We start from the raw sequence: 24,564 nt of genomic DNA, 5'->3' as shown, positions 1-24,564 counted from the left end.
GTGGAAAAAGCAATCTCTGGGAGGTCGGCTCAAATTCGATGCCCCGCGGCGAGGATCTTGCGCAGAAAGGTCTGGGTCCGCTCGTGCGTCGGATGCGTGAAGATGTCCTCGGGCTTGCCTTCCTCGACGATCCTGCCGCGGTCGAAGAACAGCACGCGATCGGCGAAGTCGTGCGCGAAGCCCATTTCGTGCGTGACGAGCAGCATCGTCATGTCGGTCTCGCGCGCGAGCCGTTGCATCACGTTCAGCACTTCCTCGACGAGTTCGGGGTCGAGCGCGGACGTCACTTCGTCGAACAGCATGATCCGCGGTGCGAGCGCGAGCGCCCGTGCGATCGCCACGCGCTGTTTCTGCCCGCCCGACAGTTGCGCTGGACGGCTGTTCGCCTTGTCGCTCATGCCGACCATGTCGAGCAGTTCGAGCGCGCGCTTCTCGGCCGACGCACGGCTCTCGCCCTTCGTCAGCATCGGCGCGAGCGTCACGTTGTCGAGCACGCTCTTGTGCGGAAACAGATTGAAGTGCTGGAACACCATGCCGATCTTCTCGCGCATCTTCTGCAGATGCCGTTCGTTCGCGGGCACCATCTGGCCGCCGCGCGGCATATGGAACAGCTGTTCGCCGTCCACTTCGATATGGCCGCCGTCGATCGTCTCCAGCGTCATCAGGATGCGCAGGATCGTCGTCTTGCCCGATCCCGACGGACCGATCAGCGCGAGCTTCTCGCCGGGCATCACGTCGAGCGACAGTTCGTCGAGCACGGTCAGCGCACCATATCGTTTCGTGATCCGGTCGAGCCGGATCAATGGCTTGTCCGCCGGGCTCTCGTGTCGGTGCGCCGGCGTGCTCGCGGACGAATGACTCGCCGGGGCGATGCCTGAAGCGCTCAGCAAATCGGTAACTCGCGCGGTGTTCATATCGATTCGATCCCGTTCGTCGTACATGACTTGAGTGAATGAAACGCGGCTGCGGCGTCACAAACGCCAGTAATGCAAACCAGAATACGCAGCCATATTTGCGATCCAGATTGCTCTAGAACAATTCTTTTTACGCGCGGACAAGCGCGGCGCAGCGTGCACTGCAACAACCACGCAGCGTCCGTCGCTAACGTCGCGAACATTGAACTAGCACATTCAGCGGCGTTTTTTCGCGGCATTAGACTGCGGCGAGAGATACCTGTGGACGCCCCATTCAGGTGCACCGGGCGCCACTTTCCGCAACGACGTCACGCTCAGAGAGAGAGGGGAAGATGTCAGATACGAAGCAACACGAATCGCGAATTGGGGCCCCCGTCGTGCGCCTGCCGTTCGAACGCGACGAATACGCCGCGCGTCTCGCGAAAACGCGCAAGGCCATGCAGGCGGCCGGCATCGAGCTATTGATCGTGTCCGATCCGACCAACATGGCCTGGCTCACCGGCTACGACGGCTGGTCGTTTTACGTGCATCAGTGCGTGCTGCTCGCGCTCGATGGCGAGCCGGTCTGGTTCGGCCGTGGTCAGGACGCGAACGGTGCGAAGCGCACCGTCTTCATGCAGCACGGTCAGATCGTCGGCTATCCGGATCATTACGTGCAATCCACCGTGCGGCATCCGATGGACTACCTCGCGCGCGACGTGATCGCCGCGCGCGGCTGGGCCCATGCGAAGATCGGCGTCGAAATGGACAACTACTATTTCAGCGCCGCCGCGTATCGCTCGCTGGTCGCGCATCTGCCGGACGCGACATGGCAGGACTCGACCGGCCTCGTCAACTGGCAACGCGCGGTGAAATCGCCGCGCGAGATCGAGTACATGCGCGTGGCCGCACGCATCGTCGAGAAGATGCATGCGCATATCGTCGAGCGAATCGAGCCCGGCATGCGTAAGAATGATCTCGTCGCGGAAATCTACTCGGCCGGCATTACCGGCGTCGAGGGTCATGGCGGCGACTATCCGGCGATCGTACCGCTGCTGCCGACCGGCGCCGACGCGGCCGCCCCGCATCTAACCTGGGACGACACGCCGTTCGCGAAGGATGCCGGCACGTTCTTCGAAATCGCCGGCTGCTTCAAGCGTTATCACTGCCCGCAGTCGCGCACCGTGTACCTCGGCAAGCCGCCGAAGCATTTCATCGAGGGCGAGCGTGCGGTGGTCGAAGGGATCGAGGCAGGGCTCGCCGCGGCGAAACCCGGCAATACCTGCGAGGACATCGCCAATGCATTTTTCGCGGTGCTGCATAAATACGGCATCGAGAAGAACAGCCGCTGCGGCTATCCGATCGGCGCGAGCTATCCGCCCGACTGGGGCGAGCGCACGATGAGCCTGCGCCCCGGGGACAAGACCGTCCTCGAACCCGGCATGACATTCCACTTCATGCCGGGCCTGTGGCTCGACGACTGGGGCCTCGAAATCACCGAGAGCATTCTGATTACGCGGACCGGCGTCGAGACCTTTTGCAGGACGCCACGCAAGCTGTTCGTCAAACCGTGATCGCGCGGGCGTCGTGCCCGCGAGAACTCGCGAAGCACGATGTTCGTTTCAACGAAAGGGGAAACATGCTTCCGAAAACGATGAAGGCCGTCGTGCTGACCGCGCACGGCGGCCTCGACAAACTGGTCTATCGCGACGACGTGCCGGTGCCCTCGTGCGCGGCCGACGAGGTACTGATCGACGTGACCGCATGCGGTCTCAACAATACCGATGTGTGGGTCCGCCAAGGCGCCTACGGCACCGACGACGACCCGCAAGCGGTGTCGACGTGGCGACGCGGCCGCTCGACGCTGACGTTTCCGCGCATTCAGGGCGCGGATATCGTCGGTCGCGTGGTCGCGGTGGGTCGCGGCGTCAGCGACGCGCGTATCGGCGAGCGCGTGATCGTCGACGCGTCGATCTACAACCGCGACGACGACAGCCTCGCCGATATCGACTACATCGGCCACGGCCGCGACGGCGGTTACGCCGAATACACGGCCGTGCCGGCGGAAAACGCGCATCATGTCGACTCCACCTATTCCGACGCCGAACTCGCCACGTTCTGGTGCGCTTATCACACCGGCGAGCAGATGATCGAACGCGCGGCCGTCAAGCGCGGCGAAACGGTGCTGATTACCGGCGCATCCGGCGGCGTCGGCTCGGCCATCATCCAGCTATGCCGCGCGCGCGGCGCGATTCCGTATGCGGTGGTCAGCAAGGGCAAGGAAGCGGCGGTGCTGGCGCTCGGCGCGCAAGGCGTGATGCTGCGCGACAGCGGCGATTTCGTCGCGGAGGTCGAGCGGATGACCGGCGGCCGGCCCGTCGACGTGGTGGCGGATCTGGTTGGCGGGGCGCTGTTCGGCAAGCTGCTGAACGTGCTGCGGCCCGAGGGGCGATATACGACCGCGGGCGCGATCGCCGGGCCGGTCGTGCAACTCGACTTGCGCACGATGTATCTGAAGCAGTTGCAGTTGAATGGATCGTCGCAGGGCACGCGTGGCGCGTTCAAACGCGTGCTCGACTACATTCAGAACGGGACGATCCGGCCGGTTCTGGCGGCGACTTATCCGCTGTCGAAGTTTCATGACGCGCAGACGCGCTTCATGGAAAAGCGCTTTGTGGGGAATATCGTTGTGATTCCGGATCGGCATTACGGCGGCGAACCCGCGCACTAGCTCGCGGTAACTCTGGTTGCAATAGAAATCTCCGAACCCGCCCGTCAAGGCAGGTTTTTTGCGCGTAACAATAAGAATTTTTCGATTCCGAAATGAGCCTGAGCAAGAGGACGTGTCGGGTAAGGTGATCGTTAAAGGAAGAGCCATTTTACCTTTGGCGCTGGCATCTGATCGGCGAACCGTCGATACGAACTCTGTGGGCTTCAGACTTATCTGCCGCTGGACAACGCTTATTGTCAATGATTGTCAAAACGGCTCTATCGCAAATTAAAGCGGTTGACTGTGACTCGTTTGGATGGTCAATTCGTCGGGTGTTTTCTGGTAAATGAGAAGATGTCAAATGAATCAACAGAAACAGGACGCCACCGAAGCCAAGGACGAATGCCTGCTTTGCCGCGTGACATACTCAATATTCTCCAAGTTCCCGCGAATGCCACGCGCAACGGCGCTGAACGTCGAAAGGGGCGAATTCTTTCCGCAGGATAGGCTTCGCTCGTACTCAGCCGGTTACGACATGGCCAACGCCCTAGGTTACGGATGGGCGTGCGATTGTCGGGGGCGCGCACAACAAGCGGACTGCGCGAGGGTGGCAAGCTCGCTTTATGGCAGCAGCCCGCGCGGGCCGCAGAAACTCGGCAATGCACAGCCGTTCGAGTATTCTGACGCCTTGACAGGCGGAGATGTGACGGTCCTTGGCGCACGTGGCGTCAGCGAACAACAAGAGATCGCGTGCGAGATGGAATACGAGCGGAATATGATCGCGTGCAAGATGCTGTCAGAAACATACGGCGGCGATTTGAGAACTCGTTTTGCGTGCGAACAACGTGCTTTTGAAACATACAACCAGTGCAGAGGCTATTGATGGTCCGAGACCTTGCTGTCGTCTTTATCTACGATGACGACACGAATACGCTCAAAATGAGCAATGTGTCGCGCCGTGCTATTCAAGCAACGTTGGATCGGGCGATGTTCCTCGATATTCCTGAAGCGCCGGAAGGCCCATTGGATGACGAATCGGCCCGCAAGCTTGGAGCCCTGGCACTTCGATGTCTTGGCGAAGCGCATCCGGATCTGGCGGCACGACTGAATCTTTCAGTCACAAAGTAAGCGTTTGTGCGATCGTATGGGTGACGTCGTGGCAGCGCTGGCCTATGTGACGATACCGGCGCATCCGGCGGCATCGGTCGGCCCTTACGTATTGCTCACCATCAGTTTTTCGGGTAAAAAATTACCCGTTCGCAATTTTTAGTCGCCCAATCCGACCGATCACTTCGAATGGTTCGCGCTCTATCGCGACGATGGTCTGATCGATGACTACACATGGATCAACGGGGTGCGGCGCGGAAACTTCAGGTTGCACCCGGCAGGTGGCCACGGTCTTTCGCTTGGCTGCATTACCCTTCCGAGCCGCACAGACTTTCTGAGAATCCGCGCGGCGCTGTTGCGCACGGCGACCATCCCTGCCGGAAAATCAGGGATAAACGCATATGGATCAATTGAGGTCACCACGCATGGCAACACCTGTCCGTAGAGCGCATAAAGTCGTGCTGGTCCTAGTTCTGTTTGGCCTGTCATTCATTTTTGTGCGTCCGCTTCACTATGAGTGGTCACAGACGGAAATGCGCGCATGGTTGTACACATCGCAGGCGCTCGGAATTCGAGACCCTGAAGATTTGTACATCGCGGTATGGCTAACCATCGAACTGATCGTGGCAGTACTCGCCTATGGGGTGATCATGAGGCTATGGCAGCACTACCGCACGAAATAAATCAAAACCCCGACCGCATGACATGACCGCGGCCGGGGCTCTCTTTCACCTCACTTCATCAAAGCGAAGCAGCCGGCGCAAACACCTGCGACGCCACCTCATCCACCGCCTCGCGCGTGAGCTTCACGATCTCGTCCACATCACTGCGCGACGTCACCAGCGGCGGCGCAAAGCCGAGAATGTCGCCGTGTGGCATCGCTCGCGCGATCAGACCGCGCTGCATCGCGGCAGCCGACACACGCGGCCCGACCTTGAGCGCAGCATCGAACGGGGTGCGGACATCCTTGTCGGCCATGAACTCCAGCGCGGCCAGCATGCCCGCGCCGCGCACTTCGCCGACGAGCGGATGCGAGTCGAACGCCGCATGCAATTGCTCGAGCAGATAAGCGCCGGTTTGCGCGGCATTCTGCGTGAGGTTCTCGCGTTCGAGAATCTCGAGGTTCGCGAGCGCCGCGGCCGCGCAGATTGGATGGCCCGAATAGGTCCAGCCATGCCCCAACGCGCCCGTTTCCTGCGATGCTTTATCGATGACGTCCCACACGCCTTCACTGACGATCACGCCCGACAGCGGCGCATAAGCACTGGTCAAACCCTTCGCGACGGTGATCAGGTCGGGCTGAATGCCGTAGTGCTGCGCACCCATCTTCGAGCCGAGCCGGCCGAACCCACACACCACCTCGTCGCAGATCAGCAGGATGTCGTGCTTCTTCAGCACCTGCTGGATCGCGGGCCAGTAACCGGCCGGCGGCGGTACGATGCCGCCCGTGCCCATCACCGGTTCGCCGATGAAAGCCGCGATCGTATCGGCGCCTTCGCGCGCGATCAGCTTTTCGAGTTCGTCGACGCAGTACGCGACGAACTGCGTTTCGTCCATGCCAGCCGGCGCGCGACGATACCAGTGCGGACACACGGTATGCTTGACGCGCTCGATCGGCAGATCGAAAAACTGATGGAAGCTCGGCAATCCCGTGAGACTACCGGTAACGATGCCCGAGCCGTGATAGCCGCGATCGCGCGAAATGATTTTCTTCTTGTTCGGGCGGCCCTTCACGTTGTTGTAGTACCAAACGAGCTTGATCTGCGTTTCGTTCGCATCCGAACCGGACATGCCGTAGTACACCTTCTTCATGCCCTGCGGCGACCAGTCGATGATGCGCGACGACAGCTCGATGATCGTATCGGTCGAGTGGCCGACATACGTGTGGTAATACGCGAGCTTCTTCGCCTGCTCGTAAATCGCTTCGGCCACTTCGGTGCGGCCGTAACCGATGTTCACGCAGTAAAGGCCGGCAAATGCATCGATAAAAGTCTTGCCTTGATGGTCCTCGATGCGGATGCCTTTCGCGCCGGTCACGATCCGGCCCGGCAGCGCGCCGCTCGCGTGGTCGTGCGCGTGCGTCGACGGATGCATGAAATGGGCGCGGTCGGCGTTCAACAGTTGATCGAATTGAGTCATGGGTCGCTCCTTCGTGTGATGTCTGGATGAATGAATCAGTAGGTGCCGGCCGTTGCGTCGGTCGCCATCGCGTGTGCCGCGGCTCGAGCGGGGGCGCTGTCGCTGACCGGCAAGCCGAGCTGGCCAAGGCAGAAATAACGTGTCTCGACGAACGGCTCGAAGCCTTCTACGCCGCCTTCGCGTCCAAGCCCCGACGACTTGATGCCACCGAACGGAATCGGCGCGCCGGTGAACTTCGCGCCGTTGATGGACACCATCGCGAAGTCGAGCCGGCGGATCAGTTGAAACACGGTGTTCAGGTCCTTCGCGCACACGTAGGCGGCGAGTCCGTACTCGGTATCGTTCGCGCGTTCGACCACTTCGTCGAGCGAATCGAACGGCGTGACCGCCGAAATCGGCGCGAAATTTTCTTCGTCGTAGATGCGCATACCGGGCGCCGCGTCCGCGACCACGGTCGGCTCGAAGAACCAGCCGCCGCGTTCGTGCGCCGCGCCGCCCGCCGTGATGCGCGCGCCTTTCTCGCGCGCGTCGGCGATGCGCTGCACGGTCGCGTCGAACGCCGCCTGGTGCATCAGCGGGCCGACGTCCACGTTCGGCTCAAACGCGCCGCCCACCTTCAATGCCTTCACGGCATCGCTATAGCGCGCGACGAACGTTGGGTACAACGGACGCGCGACGAAAATCCGGTTCGCCGCGCAGCAGTCCTGCCCCGAAGTCTGGAACTTCGCCGCGACCGCGACGCGCACGGCCTGTTCGAGGTCCGCATCTTCCGTCACGATGAAAGGCGCGTTACCGCCGAGCTCGAGCGCGGTCTTCTTGATGCCTGCTTGCGCGGCCGCCTGCATGACTAGCGCGCCGACACGCGTGGAGCCGGTGAAGCTGACCGAGCGCACGCGGCTATCTGAAACCAGCGTCTGCATCGCCATTTGCGGCTCGCCCAGCACGACGTTGAACACGCCCGCCGGAAAGCCCGCTTCCTCAGCGAGTTGCGCGAGCGCGAGCGCCGAGAACGGCGTTTCGTGCGCGGGCTTGGCGACCACCGTGCAACCAGCGGCCAACGCGGCGGCGGCCTTGCGCGTGAGCATCGCGCACGGGAAATTCCACGGTGTAATCAGGGCGGCCACGCCGACCGGCTCGACGATCGTGCCCAGATGCGCGCCATCGATATGCGTCGGGATCGTGCGTCCATTCAGGCGCCGCGCTTCATGCGCGAACCATTCGACGAAGCTCGCGCCGTACGCGATTTCGCCGCGCGCTTCGGCAAGCGGCTTGCCCTGTTCGAGCGACAGAATCGCGGCGAGATCCTGCTGATGACGCAGGATCAGTTCATGCCAGCGCAACAGCAGCGCCGAGCGTTTGGCGACCGGCACCCAGCGCCACGTGTCGAATGCGCGCTGCGCGGCATCGACCGCGCCGGTGATCTGCGCCGCGTCGAGCATCGGCACATGGCCGAGCACTTCCTGATTCGCGGGATTCTGCACCGCGACGCTCGCCGCGCTCGCGCTATGAACCCAGCGTCCATCCACGTAGCACAGCGATTTGAATAGGACCGGATGACCCAGCAACATGACGACCTCCTGTGTGCGATGTCTGCTATCACTGTAGATCCGGCGGCACTGCGGTTTTTTTCGTTGTCGCGCGTCGAAGACCGCGTTTTTTCTGCAATTGACCGTAGGGCTAGCGTTTTTTCGGGCGGGGCTTTATCGCGCCGCTCAACCGTTCTCGCCGACCGACTGCTCCGCCCATTCGGGCAAGCCTTCGGCTGCGCTTTTGACCACCTTCGTGACGATATAGGTGAAGTACTTTTCGATGCCCAATTCGTCGGTCAGCAAGGTATCGATGAAGCGCTGATAGTGGTCGATATCGCGCGACAGCACGTGCATCACATAGTCCACGCCGCCGCCGGTCGCGAGGCATTGCACGACTTCGGACGCGGCGGCGATGCGCTCCTCGAAGCGCCGCATGTCCGGCGCGGTATGACGCGCGAGCGTGACCTCGACCACCACGCGGCTGCCCTTGAACGCACGCACCCAATCGATGTCCGCGCGATATCCGCGAATCACGCCCTCTTCCTCGAGCCGCTTCACGCGCTCCCACGCCGGCGAAATCGACAGATTGATTTCTTCGGCGAGGCGCGACTTCGTGATGCGTCCGTCGCGCGCGAGAATGCGCAAAATCGCGAGATCGTAGCGGTCGAATTTCATCGCGCGCTCAGACCGTTACCGGTATGCCCCGTTCGAGCACGTCGGCGACCACCGCGACCGTGTCGCCGCTGCGCACGAGGCCCGGGAAATGTCGCGCGGCCAGCATGCCGCCGCGTCGCGCGCGATATTCGATCGGCGCCGCGCCGGTGCGCTTCGCGTCGTAAATCCGCGCGATCACTTCGCCGCTGTCGACCATATCGCCGAGGTCCTTGCACAATTCGAGCAGGCCGTCGTGCTCGCTCGTCGTGTAGCAGGTGCCGTCGGGCATATCGAGCAGCGTCGTCGTGCGCGGCGCGTGGCGGGTTGCCTGGTCCTGCCCGATGATGCCCGCATGTTGCAGAAAGCCGCGCACGCCGCGCTCCGTAATCGCAACGCTCTGCACGGTTGCCGTGCCACCACCGCCAAGCTCGGTCGACACGAACACCTTGCCCGCTTCCTCGACGGCCGTGTCGTAGAGGCCGACGCTATCGAGTTCGAGCATCCGCATCGAGTACGGCGCACCGAACGCGCGCATCGCCGCTTCGCAGCGCGCCTGCTGCGTCGCGTCGGGCAGAAGGTGAATCGCGGCGAACGGCACGAAGTCGAGCGTGCGCCCGCCCGCATGCAGATCGAGCACATAGTCGGCGAGCGGCAGCAGATAGCGCTGAAAATAATCGGCGATCTTCTCGGTCACCGTGCCGTCCGGCTTGCCCGGAAAGCTGCGGTTCAGATTGCCGCGATCGATCGGCGACGTGCGCGTGCCCGCGCGAAATGCCGGGAAGTTCATGAACGGCACGATGATGACTCGCCCGCATACGTCGTCGGCCTTCAAGGTGGCGGCAAGCTTCGCCAGCGCAATCGGGCCTTCGTATTCGTCGCCGTGATTGCCGCCGCTCAGCAGCGCGGTCGGCCCCTCGCCGTTGCGGATCACGGTGATGGGGATCATTTCCGCGCCCCATGCCGAGCCGTCGTGCGAATGAGGCAGCTTCAGGAAACCGTGCTGCTCGCCGTCGGCGTTGAAATCGACCGTCGGTTGAATCGGGGATGCCCGCATCTGTGCTACTCCTTCGTGAGCCGCTGGTCGCGGCGTATTGCCGTTCGTCGCGCGTCACTTCACCGGCGCGTCGTTGCTGAATATCGTTCCCGCCCTCGCGGCACGCGCGCGCTGCAATGCGAGCGCGGCAATCGCGGTGTCCTGCGCGCCGGTTCCGGTCAGGTCGCAGATCGTCACGTCCGCGTCGCTCGTGCGACCCGTGGCCTGTTTCGCGATCACCTGACCCAATTCGACGACGGGCGCATCGTCACGCATCGCGCCCGCGGCGAGCGCGTGATGCAGTTCGCCGAGCACGCGCGTTTGCTGCGCGCGGTCGCACACGTAACGCGCCGCCGCCAATGCGGCCGGCGCGATTTCGTTCTTGTGCTCGGCGTCGGAGCCCATCGCCGTGATGTGGAGGCCCGGATGCAGATCGGCGGCTTCTATCAGCGGGGTGCGGCTCGGCGTCGTCGTGATCGCCACATCGGCTTGCGCGAGTGCGTCGTGAACGCTGGCCGCGACATCGCATCGCACGCCGAGCGTGTTGTTCACTTCCGCGCAGAAACGTAGCGCGCTCGCTGCGTCGCGTGCCCACACGCGCACGTGTTCGACGCGGCGCACCAGCATCAAGGCGTGCAATTGCAGACGCGCCTGCTCGCCCGCACCGATCACCGCCACTCGCGGCGTGTGCGGCTTCGCGAGCCAGCGCGCCGCGACCGCGCCGGCGGCCGCCGTGCGTATCGCCGTCAGATAGCCGTTGTCCAGCAGCACCGCTTCGGTTAGCCCAGTCTTCGCCGACAGCACCAGCATCAGCCCATTCAGGCTCGGCAAACCGAGCGACGGATTGTCGAAAAAGCCCGGACTGACCTTGATCGCGAAACTGTCGAGGCGCGGCAGCCAAGCGGTCTTCACGTCGACTTCGCCGTTGTGCGCGGGCAGATCGAGCCGCAGGATTGGGGGCATCGCGACCGCTTCGGTCGCGAGCGCGACAAAGGCGGCTTCGATCTGGTCGATAGCGGCGAGATCGAGCGGCACGAGTTTGCGAAGCTCGGCTTCGCCAAGGAGCGTGATCGAGGTCATGATGGGCTGGGTGAGTTCGATGGCGTCGCGGCTTGCGATGTTTCGTCGCCGACGATCCGCCGATGCAGATCCATATCGATGTTCGCGCCCGTCACGACGAGCACGAGCGGCCCGCGCGCGATGCGTTCAGCGGGCAGCCCGCGGTCGAGCACCGCGGCAATCCCCACCGCCGCGGCGCCTTCGACGACGAGCCGCTCCTGCTGATACGCATGCACGATGCCGCGCGCGATCGACGCTTCGTCGAGCAGCACCGTCTCGTCGATCAGATCGCGCGTCAGCGCAAACGTATAGTGGTTTTCGAGTCCGATGCCGCCGCCCAGGGAATCGGCGAGCGTGTCGAGCTCCTCGACCAGCACCGGCTGACCGGCCGCGAGACTCGCATGCATCGCAGCGCCGCGCGCCATCGTGACGCCGGTCAAACCGATCGCGCGATTCGTGGTCTTCGCCGCGAGCGCGATGCCCGCGAACAGCCCGCCGCCCGACAACGGCACGACGATGTTCGCGACATCGGGCAAGGCCTCGACGATTTCGAGGCCGATCGTCCCCTGTCCGGCGATCACGTGCGGATCGTCGAACGGCCGCACGTACGCATAGCCTTCTTCGCGCGCGAGCCGCAACGCTTCGTGCTCGGCTTCGTCCTGGCTTTGACCGGTAATCCGCACCTGCGCGCCGAGCGCGCGAACCGCGTCGACCTTGTTCGCTGGCACGAGGCGCGATAGACACACGGTCGCTTCGATACCGAGCGCACGCGCCGCATGGGCGACCGCGCGGCCGTGATTACCGGTCGATGCGGTCACGACCCGCGTGCAGCCCCCCTCGGCCAACTGCGCGAGCGCATTGGTCGCACCGCGCAACTTGAAGCTGCCGGTCGGCTGCACGGTTTCGAGCTTCAGATAAACCGGCGTGCCCGCGTGCGCCGACAGGCTCGGCGATTCGACGAGCGGCGTACGGCACACGCGGCCGTCGATACGGCGGCGCGCGCGGTAGATCTCGGCTAACGACAGATCGGCTGACGGTGGAACAGACATGCACGAGGCCCTGCATCAAAAGAGGTCGATTCGCTATTCGATGCGGGCGCGGCTGTCGTAGATACACGCAGTCATTCGTGGCCACATCGCTTTCCATGCAGCCCAGTCTAGTGTTCTAAAAAAGAATTTTTATTGTCCTAGTTCATTTCGGGCCACGCGTGACGCAATCCGCGCAGCTGCGATTAGTTGAAATCGTGCACCTGTGGGTATTGCTCGAACACGTCGCGCATCGTTTCGAGCGCGGCCTTATAGCTGTCCTCGCCGACCTCCGCGCCGACGCACACCCGCACCGCGTTGGGACGGTCCGCGTCGCGCACGAGGAACGGATCGGGCGAGGTCACCGCGATGTCGCGGTTGCGCAGCTCGCGCACCAGCCGATCGGTGCGCCAGTGATCGGGTACCCGCAGCCACGCCGACAACGCCTGCGGATGCGAGCCGAGCACGTATTTACCGAGCGTCTGCTGCAATTGCGCCTGACGCCGCCCGAGCCGTTCGCGCTGGATTTCGACGAGCCGCGCGGCGGTGCCATCGACGATCCAGCGCGTCGCCACCTCGGCCATCGGCGGCGTCGCCATCCAGCTGCTCACGCGCAGCACGCTTTCGGCGCGCAACGCGAGCCGGCGCGGCGTGGTCATATAACCGATGCGCAAGCCGGCCATCACCGATTTCGTCAAGCTCGTGCAGTAGAACGAAAGCTCGGGAATGAGGCTCGAAATCGGCGTGGAATGTTTGGCTGGCAACGGGCCGTAGACGTCGTCCTCGATCACGTATACGCCATAGCGTTCGGCGATTTTTGCAATCGCGCGACGCCGGGAGTCGGGCATCAACGCGACGGTGGGATTGTTCAGCGTCGGCGTGCAGACGAGCGCCGAGATGCGCTCGCTGTCGCACATCTCCTCGAAATGCTCGGGATGAATGCCGTACTCGTCGATTTCCAGGCCCTTTAACGTAAAGCCCAGTACGTTGGCCGAACCTATCACGCCGTGATCCGTCAAGCTTTCGCACAGCACGGTGTCGCCCGGCCCCACCAGCGAAGCGAGCGCGAGAAAGATGCCGTGCGCGGCGCCGTTGGTGACGAGCAGCGTATCGGCCGACGCCGGCATGCCGAGCGACGCGAGCCACGCGATGCCCGCCTGGCGATGGTGCTCGAAGCCAGCGATCGGCCGGAACGCGCGAATCCACGGTTGGTCGTCGAGCGTCGACAGCGTCGCGCAGACTTTGCGCCACATCGCATCGTGCTCGGATGTGTGAATGATGCGCGCGATCGAAAAGTCGACCACCGAGCGCTCGGCCGTGTCGAGCATGTAGCTCGACATCGTTTCGGTGACGCGCGCCGCGACGAAGCTGCCGCGCCCGACCTCGCAGCGGATCAGCCCCTGCCGCTCCAGTTCCTTGTACGCGTTGGTCACGGTCTGCACGCTGATCGCGAGCCCGGCGGCAACGTCGCGCTGCGGCGGCAGGCGCGCGCCCGGCGGCAGCGACGCGCTTTCGATATCGCCCGCAATCGCCTTGACCAGCCGCTTGTACTTCGATTCCACGCCGTGCACCGCGCGCACGGCCTCGCGCCATTGCTCGATCACTGCTGCTCCTCCGTTCTGGCTGACGCTGGCTCGGTGGGGAGTCGCGCGTCGTCTCGCTTGCTCTCCATAGTGAGCCCAAAACCGGGCGGAAAGTTATTGTCCTAGAGCAATTGGTGGAAAAATGCGAATGGGATGCGGGGGTTGCGGTCTTTCTTATCGCTGCTGCGCTGGCAACTAGGCCAGCAACCGCGAAATGTCTGCAGCGTCTTGAGCGTATTGGGTTGGCGGCAGGCCGACATGTCGCGTGAATGCGGCGCTGAACGCACTTGCTGAGCTGTAGCCGACGCGCGCCGCGATCGCCGCAACGCCGTCTTCGTTCCGACGCAGCAGGTTTTTGGCGATGGCCATGCGCCACGACAATAAATACGCCATCGGCGCGACGCCGACAGCGCGGCTGAAGCGATCGAAGAAAGAGGAGCGTGAAAGCGCCGCGGCTTTCGCGAGTTGCGCGATCGTCCAGGGCTTTTCCGGGCTTTCGTGCATCTGGCGAATGGCGAGCGCGAGGCGGGTATCGGCGAGGCCGCGGACGAGCCCCGGCGACGCCCCCGTTTGGGTCGATCGCAACGCTTCAATGAAGAGCACCTCGAGCAGGCGCGCCAGCACGACCTCGCGCGCGGGCCGCTGCGCGCGCGATTCGTCCCGTACCAGTTTGACGAGCGTGGCGAGCCTGCGATCGCCGCGCACGAGCACGAGTTCGGGCAAAAGCGACACGAGCAAGGCCGCATCCGGCGAGCCGAACGCGCAGAGGCCCGCGAGCCATTGCGCATCGGCCGCGACCGCTGCGTCGCCGAACCGAAAACTGCCGTCGGGCAATGCCATGGGCGCATCGCAAACATGGTCATCGTCGGCCGGGTCGATGCTCGTCATCGCGAAGCTGAAAACTTGCGGCGCGAGCACGAAGTCATCGGCCTGAAGAATGAGCAGTTCGGAACCATTGACGGATAAGCGCAGCGATCCTTCGAGGACCACGCAATAGAACGGCTGTCCGACTTCCGTGCGGCTCGCGCGCCAGCGCCCAGCGCCGCTGAGCACTTTCGAAAACGTGGGTGTCGGTTTGAGCAACGTGACGACATCGGCGAGCGGGTCGATCATGATCGGACGATCTCGAATGAACCATGGACGTTCGATTGTAGCGAGTCCGGCCGGTCGCGAGGTATCGTGACCGGACTGTCACCGACTACAGGAGTCGACATGAAGACCGTATTGATTACCGGCTGCTCATCCGGGTTTGGCCTCGAAATCGCGCGTTATTTTCTCGATCGCGACTGGCGCGTGATCGCCACGATGCGCACCCCGCGCGAAGACGTGTTGCCGCGCTCCGATCGTCTTTCGATCCTCGCGCTCGATGTGAAGGACCCGCAAAGCATTCGCGCCGCCATCGATGCGGCCGGTCCCATCGATGTGCTGGTCAACAACGCGGGCATCGGCTTTCTGAACGCGCTCGAAGGCACGCCGATGGACACCGTGCGCGAGATCTTCGAGACCAACACGCTCGGCACCATCGCGACGGCGCAGGCCGTGTTGCCGCAGTTCCGCGAGCGTGGCGAAGGCGTGATCGTGAACGTTACGTCGACCGTCACGCTCAGGCCGTTGCATCTGCTATCGGTCTATACCGCAAGCAAGTCCGCAGTGAACGCGTTTAGCGGATCGCTCGCGCTTGAATTGGAGCAGTTCAACGTGCGCGTGCGTGTCGTGCTGCCGGGACGCGCGCCTTCGACCCGTTTCGGCGAGAACGCGCGGACGCGCATGACAGCTGGCTTTCCCGAGCCCTACGCCGAACTCGTGCAGCAGATCTTCGCTAACTGGGAGAAAGAGACAACTGTCACGCACGCGTCGGATGTTGCGCAAGCCGTATGGCTCGCCGCGACCGATGCATCGAGTCCGTTCTACATCCCGGCCGGCGAAGACGCCGTCGAGTGGTACAACGCGCGCTAAATAGCGCTGAGACAGTGTGAAACGTTCCGCACCAAATGAGTGCGGCTAACGCTTCCATGCACAACGTTGATACGGAGATCTGACGGCACGTTCGGCAGTCCTCGCGGAGATGTAAAAAATCTGAACTGCAATCCAGCAAATCGTATGAAGAAACATTCCACGCTGCCGATAACCAGTTGAGTGCAGTAGTGCGTTCGCCGTTGCCGGATGCCGAGCCCACCGAAACGCGTCCTGCGACGTGCCATCGGGCTCCATTGCCGGCCAGCGGCGGACGCCGCAGCGTGGCTGGACTGCTTTTCCGTTCCGGTTTTTATTCTCAGCGAAGCGAACTATGAATTTCGGCAATATGAAACTCGGTACCAGGCTGATCAGCGCTTTCATCCTGGTTTCGATCATCAGCGCTGTCGTCAGCGGGATCGGTCTGCGCAACATGGCGCAAATCAGCGCGAACGCGGACCAGACGTATCGGCAGGATCTCGTCGGGCTCAACCTGATACAGCAGGCGAACGCCGACGTGCTGCGAGTCGGCACCTATCTGCGCAACGCAGTGCTGGCTACGACGGCCGCACAGCGGGCTGGCTCGCTGGATCAGGCTGACAAGGCCCTGGCCTCCGCGCGTGAACACCTCAATCAGGCGGAGCCCCTCGTCTATACCGACAAAGGAAAGGCGACCTTTGCCGAGCTCGATCAGGGCTGGCAGGACTACATCCAGGCCTTCAATGAAATGAAAGGCAAGATCAACGCTGCCGGATTGGAGGATCGGGATGGCCTGACCGAATATATGCTCGGCGAGTACCACCGGAAGGGTTTCAAGACTCTCGTCCTGATGGGCAACCTGGTTGCTCTGAAACAGAGCGACGCCCAAAGAACGGCCGAATCCAACGATGCGGTGTATGACGAAGGTCGCGCTGTGATGCTCGTCCTCGTCGCGATGTCGGTGTTGATCGGCGTCGGGATCGGCATATGGATGATGCGCAGCGTCACGCGCCAGCTGGGTACGGAACCCGCGACGGCTGCTGCTGTGGCGCGAAGCGTGGCGGCCGGCGACCTGAACATCAGCATTGAGCTGCGGCCCGGTGATACGAATAGCCTCATGGCGTCGCTGAAAGCCATGTGCGATGCGCTCGTGCGGGTCGTGTCCGACGTGCGTGAGAACGCCGAAGGCGTCGCGACTGCGAGTGCGCAGATCGCACAAGGCAATCTGGATCTGTCGAGCCGCACGGAGGAACAGGCGGCGTCGCTCGAAGAAACGGCTTCCAGCATGGAGGAACTGACTGCGGCGGTCCGTCACAACACGGACAATGCAAGCCAGGCTGCCACCCTCTCGGGTACCGCGTCGGGCGTCGCGCAACGTGGTGGCGAAATCGTCGGGCGTGTGGTCGAGACGATGCGCGATATCTCCACGAGTTCGGCCACGATGTCCGAAATTATCGGTGTCATCGAGGGCATCGCCTTCCAGACCAATATCCTCGCGCTGAACGCAGCAGTCGAGGCGGCTCGCGCCGGAGAACAGGGTCGGGGCTTCGCGGTCGTTGCGGGTGAAGTCCGCACGCTCGCGCAACGCAGCGCTACTGCCGCAAAGGAAATCAAGGAGCTGATCTCCGCCTCTGTCAGCCGGGTCGAGGCGGGCTCGATGCTCGTCGAAGAGGCAGGCGGTGCGATCAAGGAAATCGTGCAGTCAGTGAAGCGTGTGACCGACATCGTGGGCGAAATCTCGTCGGCCTCGAAAGAGCAAAGCACCGGCATCGAGCAGGTCAATCAGGCAGTCAACCAGATGGACCAGGTCACTCAGCAGAACGCGGCGCTCGTCGAAGAGGCTTCGGCGGCGGCTCAGACCATGGCGCAGCAAGCGGAAAGCCTGCGCAAGGCCGTCGCCTTCTTCAAGGTCAACGGCGCGAAGACAAGCTCCTCGCGGGCGACCTCACCCAAGGCAGCGCCGCAGCGGACGGCTCCGAACCGTTCCGCCTCCTCTCCTGCGGCACCGACGAAAGCCGCGAGGACGCCAGTCCCGTCTTCAGCCAGCAGCGAGTCGGTTGCGGCCCTCGATACGAAGACATCCGACTGGCAGACATTCTGAGCAGCTCCTGTTGCTGGACGACGTCGGTCCATACCGTCGGCGTATTCCAGCCGGGCGGAAGTCGAGCGGGCGCAGACCCGCGATCCCCGCGCGCCGGGTGATCAACAACAAGCCGCGACTGCCTCCGACACGGAGGCGGGTGCGCGGGATCAAGGATGCAGCCAGGGACGTGTGATTGTGGATGGAGACATGCGGGCCCGCCGGTCAGGCAGGTTCGAGGAAATAGCTTGATGGGCAACTGCGGACGATGTGCCGCAGCGCGCTGAAGGTAATCTCGCCGTCTCCACAAACTGGCTGTCGCCGACTTCGTCTCGTGCCGCCTCGACATGCAGCGCGCGACGTCCAGATGGACAGCGGTGAGATTCGATTAACGGTATCTCGTCAGATCGTCGCCAACACTATGAGATCAAACGTTCCGCTGAATGTGTCGAAAGTGGTTGTGAAGTCGTTGGAGTCCGCAGGAATAGATCACGTGTTTCTGGTCCCGGGGAAACTGATCTACCCGCTGCTGAACGCAATCGACAATTCCCCTTTAGTTCGTGGCATTGTAGGCGCGCATGAGACCGGCAGTGCTTTCATGGCCGATGGCTATGCCCGCGCCAGCCGAAAATTCGGGGTGTGTGCCGGCATTTCCGGCCCGGGCACGATGAATTTCGTGCCTGGCATGGCTGCCGCCCACGCAGACCGGATCCCGATGCTCTATATCGCCGGAGGGATCTCATCGCGCTCGGAAGGAAAAGGGGCGTTCCAGGATGCCACGTCTGGAGGCATCTTTGAAAGCGGTGTGGTCAAAAGTCTTGTCACGGATATCGTCGAGCTCAAGAACAAGGAAAATATTCAGGCAGAGATGCGCCGTGCGACAGATGGCTTGAACTGGATGCGTCGAGCGCAGTCGTTCATCAGTATTCCCGTCGACGTTCAAAAACAGGATGTCCTGCCGGGTCAGGACACCGCACGGCAACCCTACGCCCACGGTGAATTCAACGCATGCGAGGTGCCCGCGAATCGCGCCGCTCTCGATGTGCTCTGCGATCAGTATCTGCTCCAGCCGAAGAAAGTCGCGTTTCTGATCGGCAGTCGCGGTAACGATGCAGAAACGGCCAAGGTTCTGCTCGAGGTCGCGGAAAAATTTCATATTCCAGTCGCGACGACGCTATCGGGAAAAGGCGCGTTTCCTGAGGAACATGCCCTTGCCCTAGGCGTATATGGATTCTCGAGCCATTCGCGTGCTGCGCGTGTGATCAACTCGGACGAACTGGACGCGCTCGTCGTATTTGGTTGCGACCTGAACCAGCGAGACAGCATGAACTGGAGCGGGAAGCTGACGGGCGGCAAGGAACTGCTGATCTTCGACGACAGCTTCGATTCACCGGCGATGGGGCACATTGCGCGTCAGCAGATCTTCTCCGGAATTGGCGCGAGCTTCCGGTTGCTGGCCCGCAAGGGTACGGAGGATTACCCAGGATTCCCCGGAACGCTGCAACGACGAAAGGCGTGGGTTGCCGAGGTCAACCGAACCCCGCTGTACGACCCTCAGTTCGAGCAGTTGGCGGTACGAGTCTCCGGCGACGATGGTGCGGCGCTTTACCCGGGAGACGTCGTGAAGCGCTTGTGCTCAGTGCTGCCGAAGGACAGCAACGTCGTGGTCGACTCCGGCGCTCACCGCATCTTCATGGCTCACTACTGGCTGTCGTCAGGCATCGGCAACTATTTTTCGTCGAGCTCGCTGGCGCCGATGGGATGGGCCATCGCTGCTGGAATCGGCGTGAAGCTCGCGGCCCCGGAACGACCCTGTGTCGTCGTGACCGGCGATGGGTGCATGATGATGCACGGCATGGAGATCCAGACCGCGGCTCGATACCGCGTCAAGGTGATCTATGTGGTTCTGAATAACGCTGCGCATGGCGCAATCCATATCGATGCGATCAGCAGCGGTTCGATTTCGGAGCAGTTCACCCAACTGCCTCGTCATAGCTGGTCGGCTTTTGCATCGTCGATCGGGGTGGCCGCGCGCGCGGTCGAGCAAATCGACGAGCTCGATGATGTATTAAACGAAGCATGTCGATATGACGGCCCGTTCCTGATCGAGGTCATGACCGGGGTCTTTCCCGCGCCGAATCGGTACTATGCAGAAGCCGAAACCTGTCCGTGAGATGCGTACCTATCGTCGCGTTGGTGGCCGCAAAGCGCGGCCGTCGTCACCCGGCGGGCGTCATGCAGGCGCGCTTCGCGGCGACGATCCGGTCCGCGGCGCAACGCAGGAACGCCAGGAACTCGGCGGCAGGCAACGGGCGGCTCAACAGGAAGCCCTGCATCTGATCGCAGGCAAGCTCGCTGAGCGTGCGCAATTGCGACTCCGTCTCGACGCCCTCGGCCACGACCTCGATTTGCAACGCGCGCGCGAGCGTCAGGACGGCGGATAGCAATGCGCTACCGCGCTGGCCGTCGGCGTCGAGATCGCGCATGAACGAGCCGTCGATCTTGATCTGGTCGAACCTGAAGCGCTGCAGATAGCACAGGCTCGAATAGCCGGTGCCGAAGTCGTCGATGGCGACGGTATAGCCGCGCGAGCGCAGCGCTTCGATCGTGCGGCTCGTCTTCTCGACGTTCTGCATCGCTGTCGTTTCCGTAATCTCGAACATCAGGCGGCACGGTTCGACGCCGGCTGCCCCGGTCAGCGCATCGATGCGGGCCACCAGGTCCGGCACGCTGAACTGGATCGGCGAAAGATTCACCGCGACAGAGATCGCGGGCAGGCCTTGCGCGTCCCATAGCGCAATGTTGCGGCAGACCTCGCGCAGCACCCAGTCGCCGATCTCGACGATGAGGCCTGAGCGTTCCGCGATCGGGATGAATTCGAGCGGCGCAATCTCGCCCAGTTCAGGATGACGCCAGCGGATCAGTGCCTCGACGCCAGTCACCGATTGCGATGCCACGCTGAACTTCGGCTGGAACGACATACTGAGTTCGCCACCGCTCAACGCACGATGCAGATCGCGCTGCAGGATCAGCGACTTCAGCGCCGTGTGGTTCATCTGCGGCTCGAACACGCGGAACGTATTGCGCCCGCTTTGCTTGGCGGCGTACATCGCGGCGTCCGCGCTGTGCAGCAGTTCGTCGGCATTGCCGCCATCGCGCGGATAGATCGCGATGCCGATGCTCGCACTCACGCGCAACTGCAATCCGTTGACGACGATCTCCTGGCTTAGCCGCCGCAGCACCGCGTTGGCGACCGCCACGGCGGACGACCCATCGGCCACGTTGTCGATCACGATCACGAATTCATCTCCGCCAAGCCGCGCGACCATGTCGGTATGGCGCAGGTCCTCGCGCAGACGCTCGGCGCACACTTGCAGCAAGTCGTCGCCGACGCGATGGCCGAGCGAATCGTTGATTGACTTGAAGCCGTCGAGATCGACGAAGAGCACCGCGAACGGCGATTCCTCGCGCGCGCATTCGGCGACCGCCTGTGCGATGCGCAACGAAAGTTGCTGGCGGTTCGGCAGATTCGTCAGCGCATCGTGCGTGCCGAGATAATGCAATTGCCGGTTCGCGCGCTTCAGCGAGATCGAAAGGCTGCTCGTCAGGAAGCCGAGCAAGGCGAGCGTACCCACTAGCACGGTGAACGAAGTCGCCGTGACCACGAGCGCAAGCCAGTTCGCATCCAGCTTACCGCCGGAGAGACACAGGCTGCCGGCGGCGAAGTTGGCCGCGCTCATGCCGAGATAGTGCATGCCGGTGATCGCGACCGCCATGATGACGGCCGCGCCGAGCCGCTTGACGACGAGATTTTCCACGTCCGACGTGCGCAGCCTGAAGGCGAGCCAGAGTGCCGCCATCGAAGCGGCGATCGCCACGCCCACCGAGAGCACGACTTTCCAGGTCGTGTACTCGATTGCCGGCGACATCTGCATCGCGTGCATGCCGGTGAAGTGCATCGCGGCTACGCCGATGCCCATGATCGTTCCGGCAACGCACAGGCGCCCTCGCGACAACGCGCCGCGGCTCGCGGTGGCAAGCGCGATGAGTGATACGCCGATCGCGAGGAACAGCGACGCCGCGGTGACGGAAAAATCGTAGCCGACCGTAATCGGGAGCGAGAACGCGAGCATGCCGATGAAGTGCATCGACCAGATGCCGACTCCCATCGACACCGCGCCGCCGACGAGCCATAGCGGCCGCCGTTTTGCGCTCGCGAGGGCATTCAGGCCACCGGACAGCTCCACGGCCGTGTAGGACGCAAGGAATGCGACCACCAGCGACAGGCAGACCAGCAGCGGGTTATAGACACCGGTCATCGACCCTCTCTCTCTTATTTTGTCTCTAGTTTGCGACTGTTTTTTTTCTTGCGCTCCGCCTTGGCTTCGGTGAGCCGCGCCGTGTCAATGCGCGGCACGTGCGTGCCGCTGCTTTATCGGCAGACTGACGGATAACTTTATGCTTTCGCCCGCATTTTTAGCGGTTTTCCTTTAATAGTCACCGTTTTATGCTAGGCGCATACGCAGCCGAGGCTGCCCGATGCAGCGATCGAGCCCGCTTCTTACTGCCCCATCGCCCGACATTCCTTCGCGCGACTACTGCCACGAGCCATGGCAGCGGAAGCCAGGCGGCAAATGTCCGCGCAGTCCATGTCTAACTTGATGCATTCGGCCATTTCAGCAACGTTCTGTTCCGAAAGGCATGCCGTTGCGCAATGGTCGCCCGCAAACCGAACCGCGGCCTTCACATCTTCTCCTTCACACCGGAACGGATCAGCCACCAGTTAACGGGATAGCTGGTCGCGAATCCCGCGAACATGGCGAGCTGCATCGCAAACCAGAACTCAGGGCTTGCAACCATCGCGATTCCCCCGTAAGCCCGCTTGAACCATAGGAATTGGACGATGGCCATGAGTCCATACATGCCGACCTGCCACGCCGTAATGGAGGCGACGTCCGCTTTGACGGCCGCCAGCACACCCGCGCGGACGGACAGGCCGCGCATCGGTTTGATCGTGAAGTACTGGAACACGATGCCGAGCAGAAAAGCGACGATGAAATCGGGGATCCAAACCGCAAACGTTTTTTCGTTGAACAGCGTGTGCCACCCGAACCAGACCGCCAACGCGGGGAAAGCGAAAGCTGACCATTCGACGATGATGTCGCCAAGCGTACAGCCGGCACCGCAGTGACTCGTTCCTTTCATGACTATCGCTGCGAACGGCTGCGCCTCGGTCTTGTTCCGGGCGCCCGGAACATTGCGTCCCCACGCGTAGTAGGCAGCAAGCCATAGGACGGTACCGAATAACGCGGTTAGCGGCCAAACGAGATTCATGATCCACATCTTCTGCGGGTGTCGAACTTCGTCGACTGCGATCGCCAGGGCACAGATGGCGCCGACAGCGACCGATACGAATGAAAGGGCATGCAACCAGGTTGGGAAAGTTCCGATGGTCATCGCTGTCCATGCTGTCGGGTTTATCGAGCCGATAGCAAGGCGCGTTCCGCACTGGTGACCGGTACAGTCACGATCGAAAAAGCCCACTCGGACAGCGACCCGTGCGCCACGCCTGAATCCACCATCCACGCGCACATTCCCCGCCCCGTGCGCTACAACAAGCCGGCAAAATGCACCAGCACGAACACGATCGCGCCGCCCGCGATCAATATCAATGCATTGATACGCGTCCACATCACGAGCACGGTCGCGACGGCCGCGGTGAGCCACGCGACCCAACCGCCTTCGAGTTCCTTGATCAGCACGTAGACGGCCGCGAGAATCAGCCCGGCGGCCACAGGTCGCAATCCGGCCTGCAACGCGTTCAGCCAACGCGCACCTTCGTGCCGGTTCCACACGTGCACGACGCCGTACATCAGAAACGCGGTCGGCCCGAATAGCGCGACGGTTGCGACGAGCGCGCCGCCGAGCCCGCCGACCTGATAGCCGATCAGCGTCGCAAGCAGCGAGCCGGGGCCCGGCGCGAGCCGCGCGATCGCGAAGTCGCTGAGGAACTGCGCGTGACTCATCCAGTGATGGACGTCGACGACCTGGCGCTGCACCTCGGCGATGATCCCCTGACCGCCGCCGACGGTGACCATGGACAACGGCGCGAAAACCGAAAACAGGGTGATGAGAGTTCGAGACACGACAGACGCTTTCCGGAGTTGGTCTAACGGCCATCCATGGCAATCAGGGCTGGCGCGCCTCGCGCAGGTACTCGCAGCCAACGCTCAATGCGCCCGCGATCAGCACGGTCCACACCAGCGACACGCGAAACACCGCGGCGGCCACGAACGTCCCCGCCAGCACCAGATAGGGGAACACCCGGCGCGGCAGCCGCCGCGCGGCGGTGATCGCCATCGACAGCGACAGCCCGATCGCCCCGGCCGCGGCGCCGGCGAGCGCGATATGCGTGAGCGGAAACGAGGCGATCGCCGAGAAGAACACGCCGAGCAGAATGATCACGACGGCCGGCGGAAAAATGATGCCGCAGAATCCCGCGACGGCGCCGCGCCAGCCGAGCAGCCGGTAGCCGATCCAGATCGCCAGATTCTTCACATTGACGCCCGGCAGCGCCTGCGACAACGCGAGGCCGTTGAGAAATTCGTCTTCGCCGATCCAGTGCCGGTCGTGCACGAACTCGCGCATGAACCAGCCGCTCAACCCGCCGCCGAAACTCGTCAGACCGATGCGCGCGAAGATCAGGAAGAGGCCGAGCGAGGTCACGTCGCGCGGCGCTGGTGCGTCGTGTCGCGCGTCGTGTTCGGATCTCGGTACCGGGTCGCTGACGTCTTGCCCGTGGGTGCCTTTGGCCAATGCT

General features: G+C 62.8%; 21 protein-coding genes and 1 pseudogene. 9 read left to right on the top strand and 13 right to left on the bottom strand.

The genetic code is table 11. From position 1 onward, the window contains the following. Positions 1-29: 29 nt before the first annotated feature. Positions 30-914 carry an ectoine/hydroxyectoine ABC transporter ATP-binding protein EhuA gene (ehuA, locus tag BJG93_RS17795; RefSeq protein ID WP_034478150.1) on the bottom strand — a complete coding sequence of 295 codons (885 nt, stop codon included), beginning with the start codon at positions 912-914 and terminating at the stop codon, positions 30-32. Between the two features lie 332 nt (positions 915-1,246). Here ehuA and doeA point away from each other — a divergent pair, with 332 nt between their 5' ends. The 6 genes and pseudogenes from doeA (at position 1,247) to BJG93_RS17765 (ending at position 5,393) form a co-directional block, all read left to right on the top strand. Beyond that, the gene (gene doeA / locus BJG93_RS17790) at positions 1,247-2,467 is read left to right on the top strand and encodes an ectoine hydrolase DoeA (protein ID WP_027195625.1); all 1,221 of its coding nucleotides are present in this window, start codon (positions 1,247-1,249) and stop codon (positions 2,465-2,467) included. A gap of 65 nt (positions 2,468-2,532) precedes the next feature. After that, complete coding sequence (locus BJG93_RS17785; protein ID WP_027195624.1) at positions 2,533-3,624, top strand: alcohol dehydrogenase family protein; 1,092 nt, start codon at positions 2,533-2,535, stop codon at positions 3,622-3,624. A gap of 340 nt (positions 3,625-3,964) precedes the next feature. Beyond that, the gene (locus BJG93_RS17780; protein WP_051374267.1) at positions 3,965-4,486 is read left to right on the top strand and encodes a hypothetical protein; all 522 of its coding nucleotides are present in this window, start codon (positions 3,965-3,967) and stop codon (positions 4,484-4,486) included. Next, positions 4,486-4,731, top strand: a complete 246-nt coding sequence (locus BJG93_RS17775; protein ID WP_051374266.1) for a hypothetical protein — start codon at positions 4,486-4,488, stop codon at positions 4,729-4,731. The genes BJG93_RS17780 and BJG93_RS17775 overlap by 1 nt, the downstream gene beginning before the upstream one ends. A gap of 151 nt (positions 4,732-4,882) precedes the next feature. Next, a pseudogene (locus BJG93_RS17770) lies at positions 4,883-5,155 on the top strand (DUF2778 domain-containing protein); the annotation flags it as partial. Continuing rightward, positions 5,136-5,393 carry a hypothetical protein gene (locus BJG93_RS17765; RefSeq protein ID WP_027195623.1) on the top strand — a complete coding sequence of 86 codons (258 nt, stop codon included), beginning with the start codon at positions 5,136-5,138 and terminating at the stop codon, positions 5,391-5,393. The pseudogene BJG93_RS17770 and the gene BJG93_RS17765, both read left to right, overlap by 20 nt. Before the next feature lie 58 nt (positions 5,394-5,451). Here BJG93_RS17765 and BJG93_RS17760 read toward each other — a convergent pair whose 3' ends face one another. The 8 genes from BJG93_RS17760 to BJG93_RS17725 form a co-directional block, all read right to left on the bottom strand. Continuing rightward, positions 5,452-6,849, bottom strand: a complete 1,398-nt coding sequence (locus BJG93_RS17760) for an aspartate aminotransferase family protein (RefSeq protein WP_027195622.1) — start codon at positions 6,847-6,849, stop codon at positions 5,452-5,454. Between the two features lie 35 nt (positions 6,850-6,884). Next, complete coding sequence (locus BJG93_RS17755) at positions 6,885-8,417, bottom strand: NAD-dependent succinate-semialdehyde dehydrogenase (protein ID WP_027195621.1); 1,533 nt, start codon at positions 8,415-8,417, stop codon at positions 6,885-6,887. A 144-nt stretch (positions 8,418-8,561) separates the two neighbouring features. Beyond that, entirely contained in the window at positions 8,562-9,053 is a 492-nt protein-coding gene (locus tag BJG93_RS17750; RefSeq protein ID WP_027195620.1) for an Lrp/AsnC family transcriptional regulator, read from the bottom strand. A gap of 7 nt (positions 9,054-9,060) precedes the next feature. Continuing rightward, positions 9,061-10,086, bottom strand: coding sequence for a N(2)-acetyl-L-2,4-diaminobutanoate deacetylase DoeB (gene doeB / locus BJG93_RS17745; RefSeq protein ID WP_027195619.1), 1,026 nt, complete (start codon positions 10,084-10,086; stop codon positions 9,061-9,063). A 54-nt stretch (positions 10,087-10,140) separates the two neighbouring features. Then, positions 10,141-11,145: a cyclodeaminase gene (locus BJG93_RS17740; protein WP_027195618.1), complete on the bottom strand. Its 1,005-nt coding sequence runs from the start codon at positions 11,143-11,145 to the stop codon at positions 10,141-10,143. Next, positions 11,142-12,173, bottom strand: coding sequence for a hydroxyectoine utilization dehydratase EutB (gene eutB / locus BJG93_RS17735; RefSeq protein WP_027195617.1), 1,032 nt, complete (start codon positions 12,171-12,173; stop codon positions 11,142-11,144). The genes BJG93_RS17740 and eutB overlap by 4 nt, the downstream gene beginning before the upstream one ends. Positions 12,174-12,355: 182 nt before the next feature. After that, the gene (ehuR, locus tag BJG93_RS17730; protein ID WP_027195616.1) at positions 12,356-13,753 is read right to left on the bottom strand and encodes a MocR-like ectoine utilization transcription factor EhuR; all 1,398 of its coding nucleotides are present in this window, start codon (positions 13,751-13,753) and stop codon (positions 12,356-12,358) included. 174 nt (positions 13,754-13,927) lie between these two features. Continuing rightward, positions 13,928-14,845: an AraC family transcriptional regulator gene (locus BJG93_RS17725; RefSeq protein ID WP_027195615.1), complete on the bottom strand. Its 918-nt coding sequence runs from the start codon at positions 14,843-14,845 to the stop codon at positions 13,928-13,930. A 99-nt stretch (positions 14,846-14,944) separates the two neighbouring features. On the opposite strand from BJG93_RS17725, the gene BJG93_RS17720 reads away from it, so the two are divergent. The 3 genes from BJG93_RS17720 (at position 14,945) to BJG93_RS17710 (ending at position 19,917) form a co-directional block, all read left to right on the top strand. After that, positions 14,945-15,688, top strand: coding sequence for an SDR family oxidoreductase (locus BJG93_RS17720; RefSeq protein ID WP_027195614.1), 744 nt, complete (start codon positions 14,945-14,947; stop codon positions 15,686-15,688). A 331-nt stretch (positions 15,689-16,019) separates the two neighbouring features. Beyond that, complete coding sequence (locus BJG93_RS17715; RefSeq protein WP_027195613.1) at positions 16,020-17,765, top strand: methyl-accepting chemotaxis protein; 1,746 nt, start codon at positions 16,020-16,022, stop codon at positions 17,763-17,765. A gap of 346 nt (positions 17,766-18,111) precedes the next feature. Then, positions 18,112-19,917 (top strand): thiamine pyrophosphate-binding protein, encoded by a 1,806-nt coding sequence (locus BJG93_RS17710; RefSeq protein ID WP_231337553.1) that lies wholly within the window; start codon positions 18,112-18,114, stop codon positions 19,915-19,917. 46 nt (positions 19,918-19,963) lie between these two features. Here the strand turns inward: BJG93_RS17710 and BJG93_RS17705 are convergent, their stop codons facing one another. From BJG93_RS17705 to BJG93_RS17685, 4 genes are all read right to left on the bottom strand, one after another. After that, a complete protein-coding gene (locus BJG93_RS17705; RefSeq protein ID WP_027195611.1) occupies positions 19,964-22,063 on the bottom strand; it encodes a putative bifunctional diguanylate cyclase/phosphodiesterase in 2,100 nt (699 codons plus the stop codon). Positions 22,064-22,487: 424 nt separating this feature from the next. After that, positions 22,488-23,201 (bottom strand): DUF4396 domain-containing protein, encoded by a 714-nt coding sequence (locus BJG93_RS17695; protein ID WP_027195610.1) that lies wholly within the window; start codon positions 23,199-23,201, stop codon positions 22,488-22,490. Between the two features lie 152 nt (positions 23,202-23,353). Further along, complete coding sequence (locus BJG93_RS17690; protein ID WP_027195609.1) at positions 23,354-23,890, bottom strand: chromate transporter; 537 nt, start codon at positions 23,888-23,890, stop codon at positions 23,354-23,356. Positions 23,891-23,933: 43 nt separating this feature from the next. Then, positions 23,934-24,560: a chromate transporter gene (locus tag BJG93_RS17685; RefSeq protein ID WP_027195608.1), complete on the bottom strand. Its 627-nt coding sequence runs from the start codon at positions 24,558-24,560 to the stop codon at positions 23,934-23,936. Positions 24,561-24,564 lie beyond the last annotated feature (4 nt).

Origin of the sequence: Paraburkholderia sprentiae WSM5005 (assembly GCF_001865575.2) — a bacterium.
Classification (GTDB): domain Bacteria; phylum Pseudomonadota; class Gammaproteobacteria; order Burkholderiales; family Burkholderiaceae; genus Paraburkholderia; species Paraburkholderia sprentiae.
This window is presented reverse-complemented; position numbering and strand designations above follow the sequence as displayed.

Excerpts from the sequence above, each read along its gene's own strand:
- ehuA (WP_034478150.1), bottom strand. The coding sequence starts at position 914 with ATGAACACCGCGCGAGTTACCGATTTGCTGAGCGCTTCAGGCATCGCC.
- doeA (WP_027195625.1), top strand. The coding sequence starts at position 1,247 with ATGTCAGATACGAAGCAACACGAATCGCGAATTGGGGCCCCCGTCGTG.
- BJG93_RS17785 (WP_027195624.1), top strand. The coding sequence starts at position 2,533 with ATGCTTCCGAAAACGATGAAGGCCGTCGTGCTGACCGCGCACGGCGGC.
- BJG93_RS17780 (WP_051374267.1), top strand. The coding sequence starts at position 3,965 with ATGAATCAACAGAAACAGGACGCCACCGAAGCCAAGGACGAATGCCTG.
- BJG93_RS17775 (WP_051374266.1), top strand. The coding sequence starts at position 4,486 with ATGGTCCGAGACCTTGCTGTCGTCTTTATCTACGATGACGACACGAAT.
- BJG93_RS17765 (WP_027195623.1), top strand. The coding sequence starts at position 5,136 with ATGGCAACACCTGTCCGTAGAGCGCATAAAGTCGTGCTGGTCCTAGTT.
- BJG93_RS17760 (WP_027195622.1), bottom strand. The coding sequence starts at position 6,849 with ATGACTCAATTCGATCAACTGTTGAACGCCGACCGCGCCCATTTCATG.
- BJG93_RS17755 (WP_027195621.1), bottom strand. The coding sequence starts at position 8,417 with ATGTTGCTGGGTCATCCGGTCCTATTCAAATCGCTGTGCTACGTGGAT.
- BJG93_RS17750 (WP_027195620.1), bottom strand. The coding sequence starts at position 9,053 with ATGAAATTCGACCGCTACGATCTCGCGATTTTGCGCATTCTCGCGCGC.
- doeB (WP_027195619.1), bottom strand. The coding sequence starts at position 10,086 with ATGCGGGCATCCCCGATTCAACCGACGGTCGATTTCAACGCCGACGGC.
- BJG93_RS17740 (WP_027195618.1), bottom strand. The coding sequence starts at position 11,145 with ATGACCTCGATCACGCTCCTTGGCGAAGCCGAGCTTCGCAAACTCGTG.
- eutB (WP_027195617.1), bottom strand. The coding sequence starts at position 12,173 with ATGTCTGTTCCACCGTCAGCCGATCTGTCGTTAGCCGAGATCTACCGC.
- BJG93_RS17725 (WP_027195615.1), bottom strand. The coding sequence starts at position 14,845 with ATGATCGACCCGCTCGCCGATGTCGTCACGTTGCTCAAACCGACACCC.
- BJG93_RS17720 (WP_027195614.1), top strand. The coding sequence starts at position 14,945 with ATGAAGACCGTATTGATTACCGGCTGCTCATCCGGGTTTGGCCTCGAA.
- BJG93_RS17715 (WP_027195613.1), top strand. The coding sequence starts at position 16,020 with ATGAATTTCGGCAATATGAAACTCGGTACCAGGCTGATCAGCGCTTTC.
- BJG93_RS17710 (WP_231337553.1), top strand. The coding sequence starts at position 18,112 with ATGGACAGCGGTGAGATTCGATTAACGGTATCTCGTCAGATCGTCGCC.
- BJG93_RS17705 (WP_027195611.1), bottom strand. The coding sequence starts at position 22,063 with ATGACCGGTGTCTATAACCCGCTGCTGGTCTGCCTGTCGCTGGTGGTC.
- BJG93_RS17695 (WP_027195610.1), bottom strand. The coding sequence starts at position 23,201 with ATGACCATCGGAACTTTCCCAACCTGGTTGCATGCCCTTTCATTCGTA.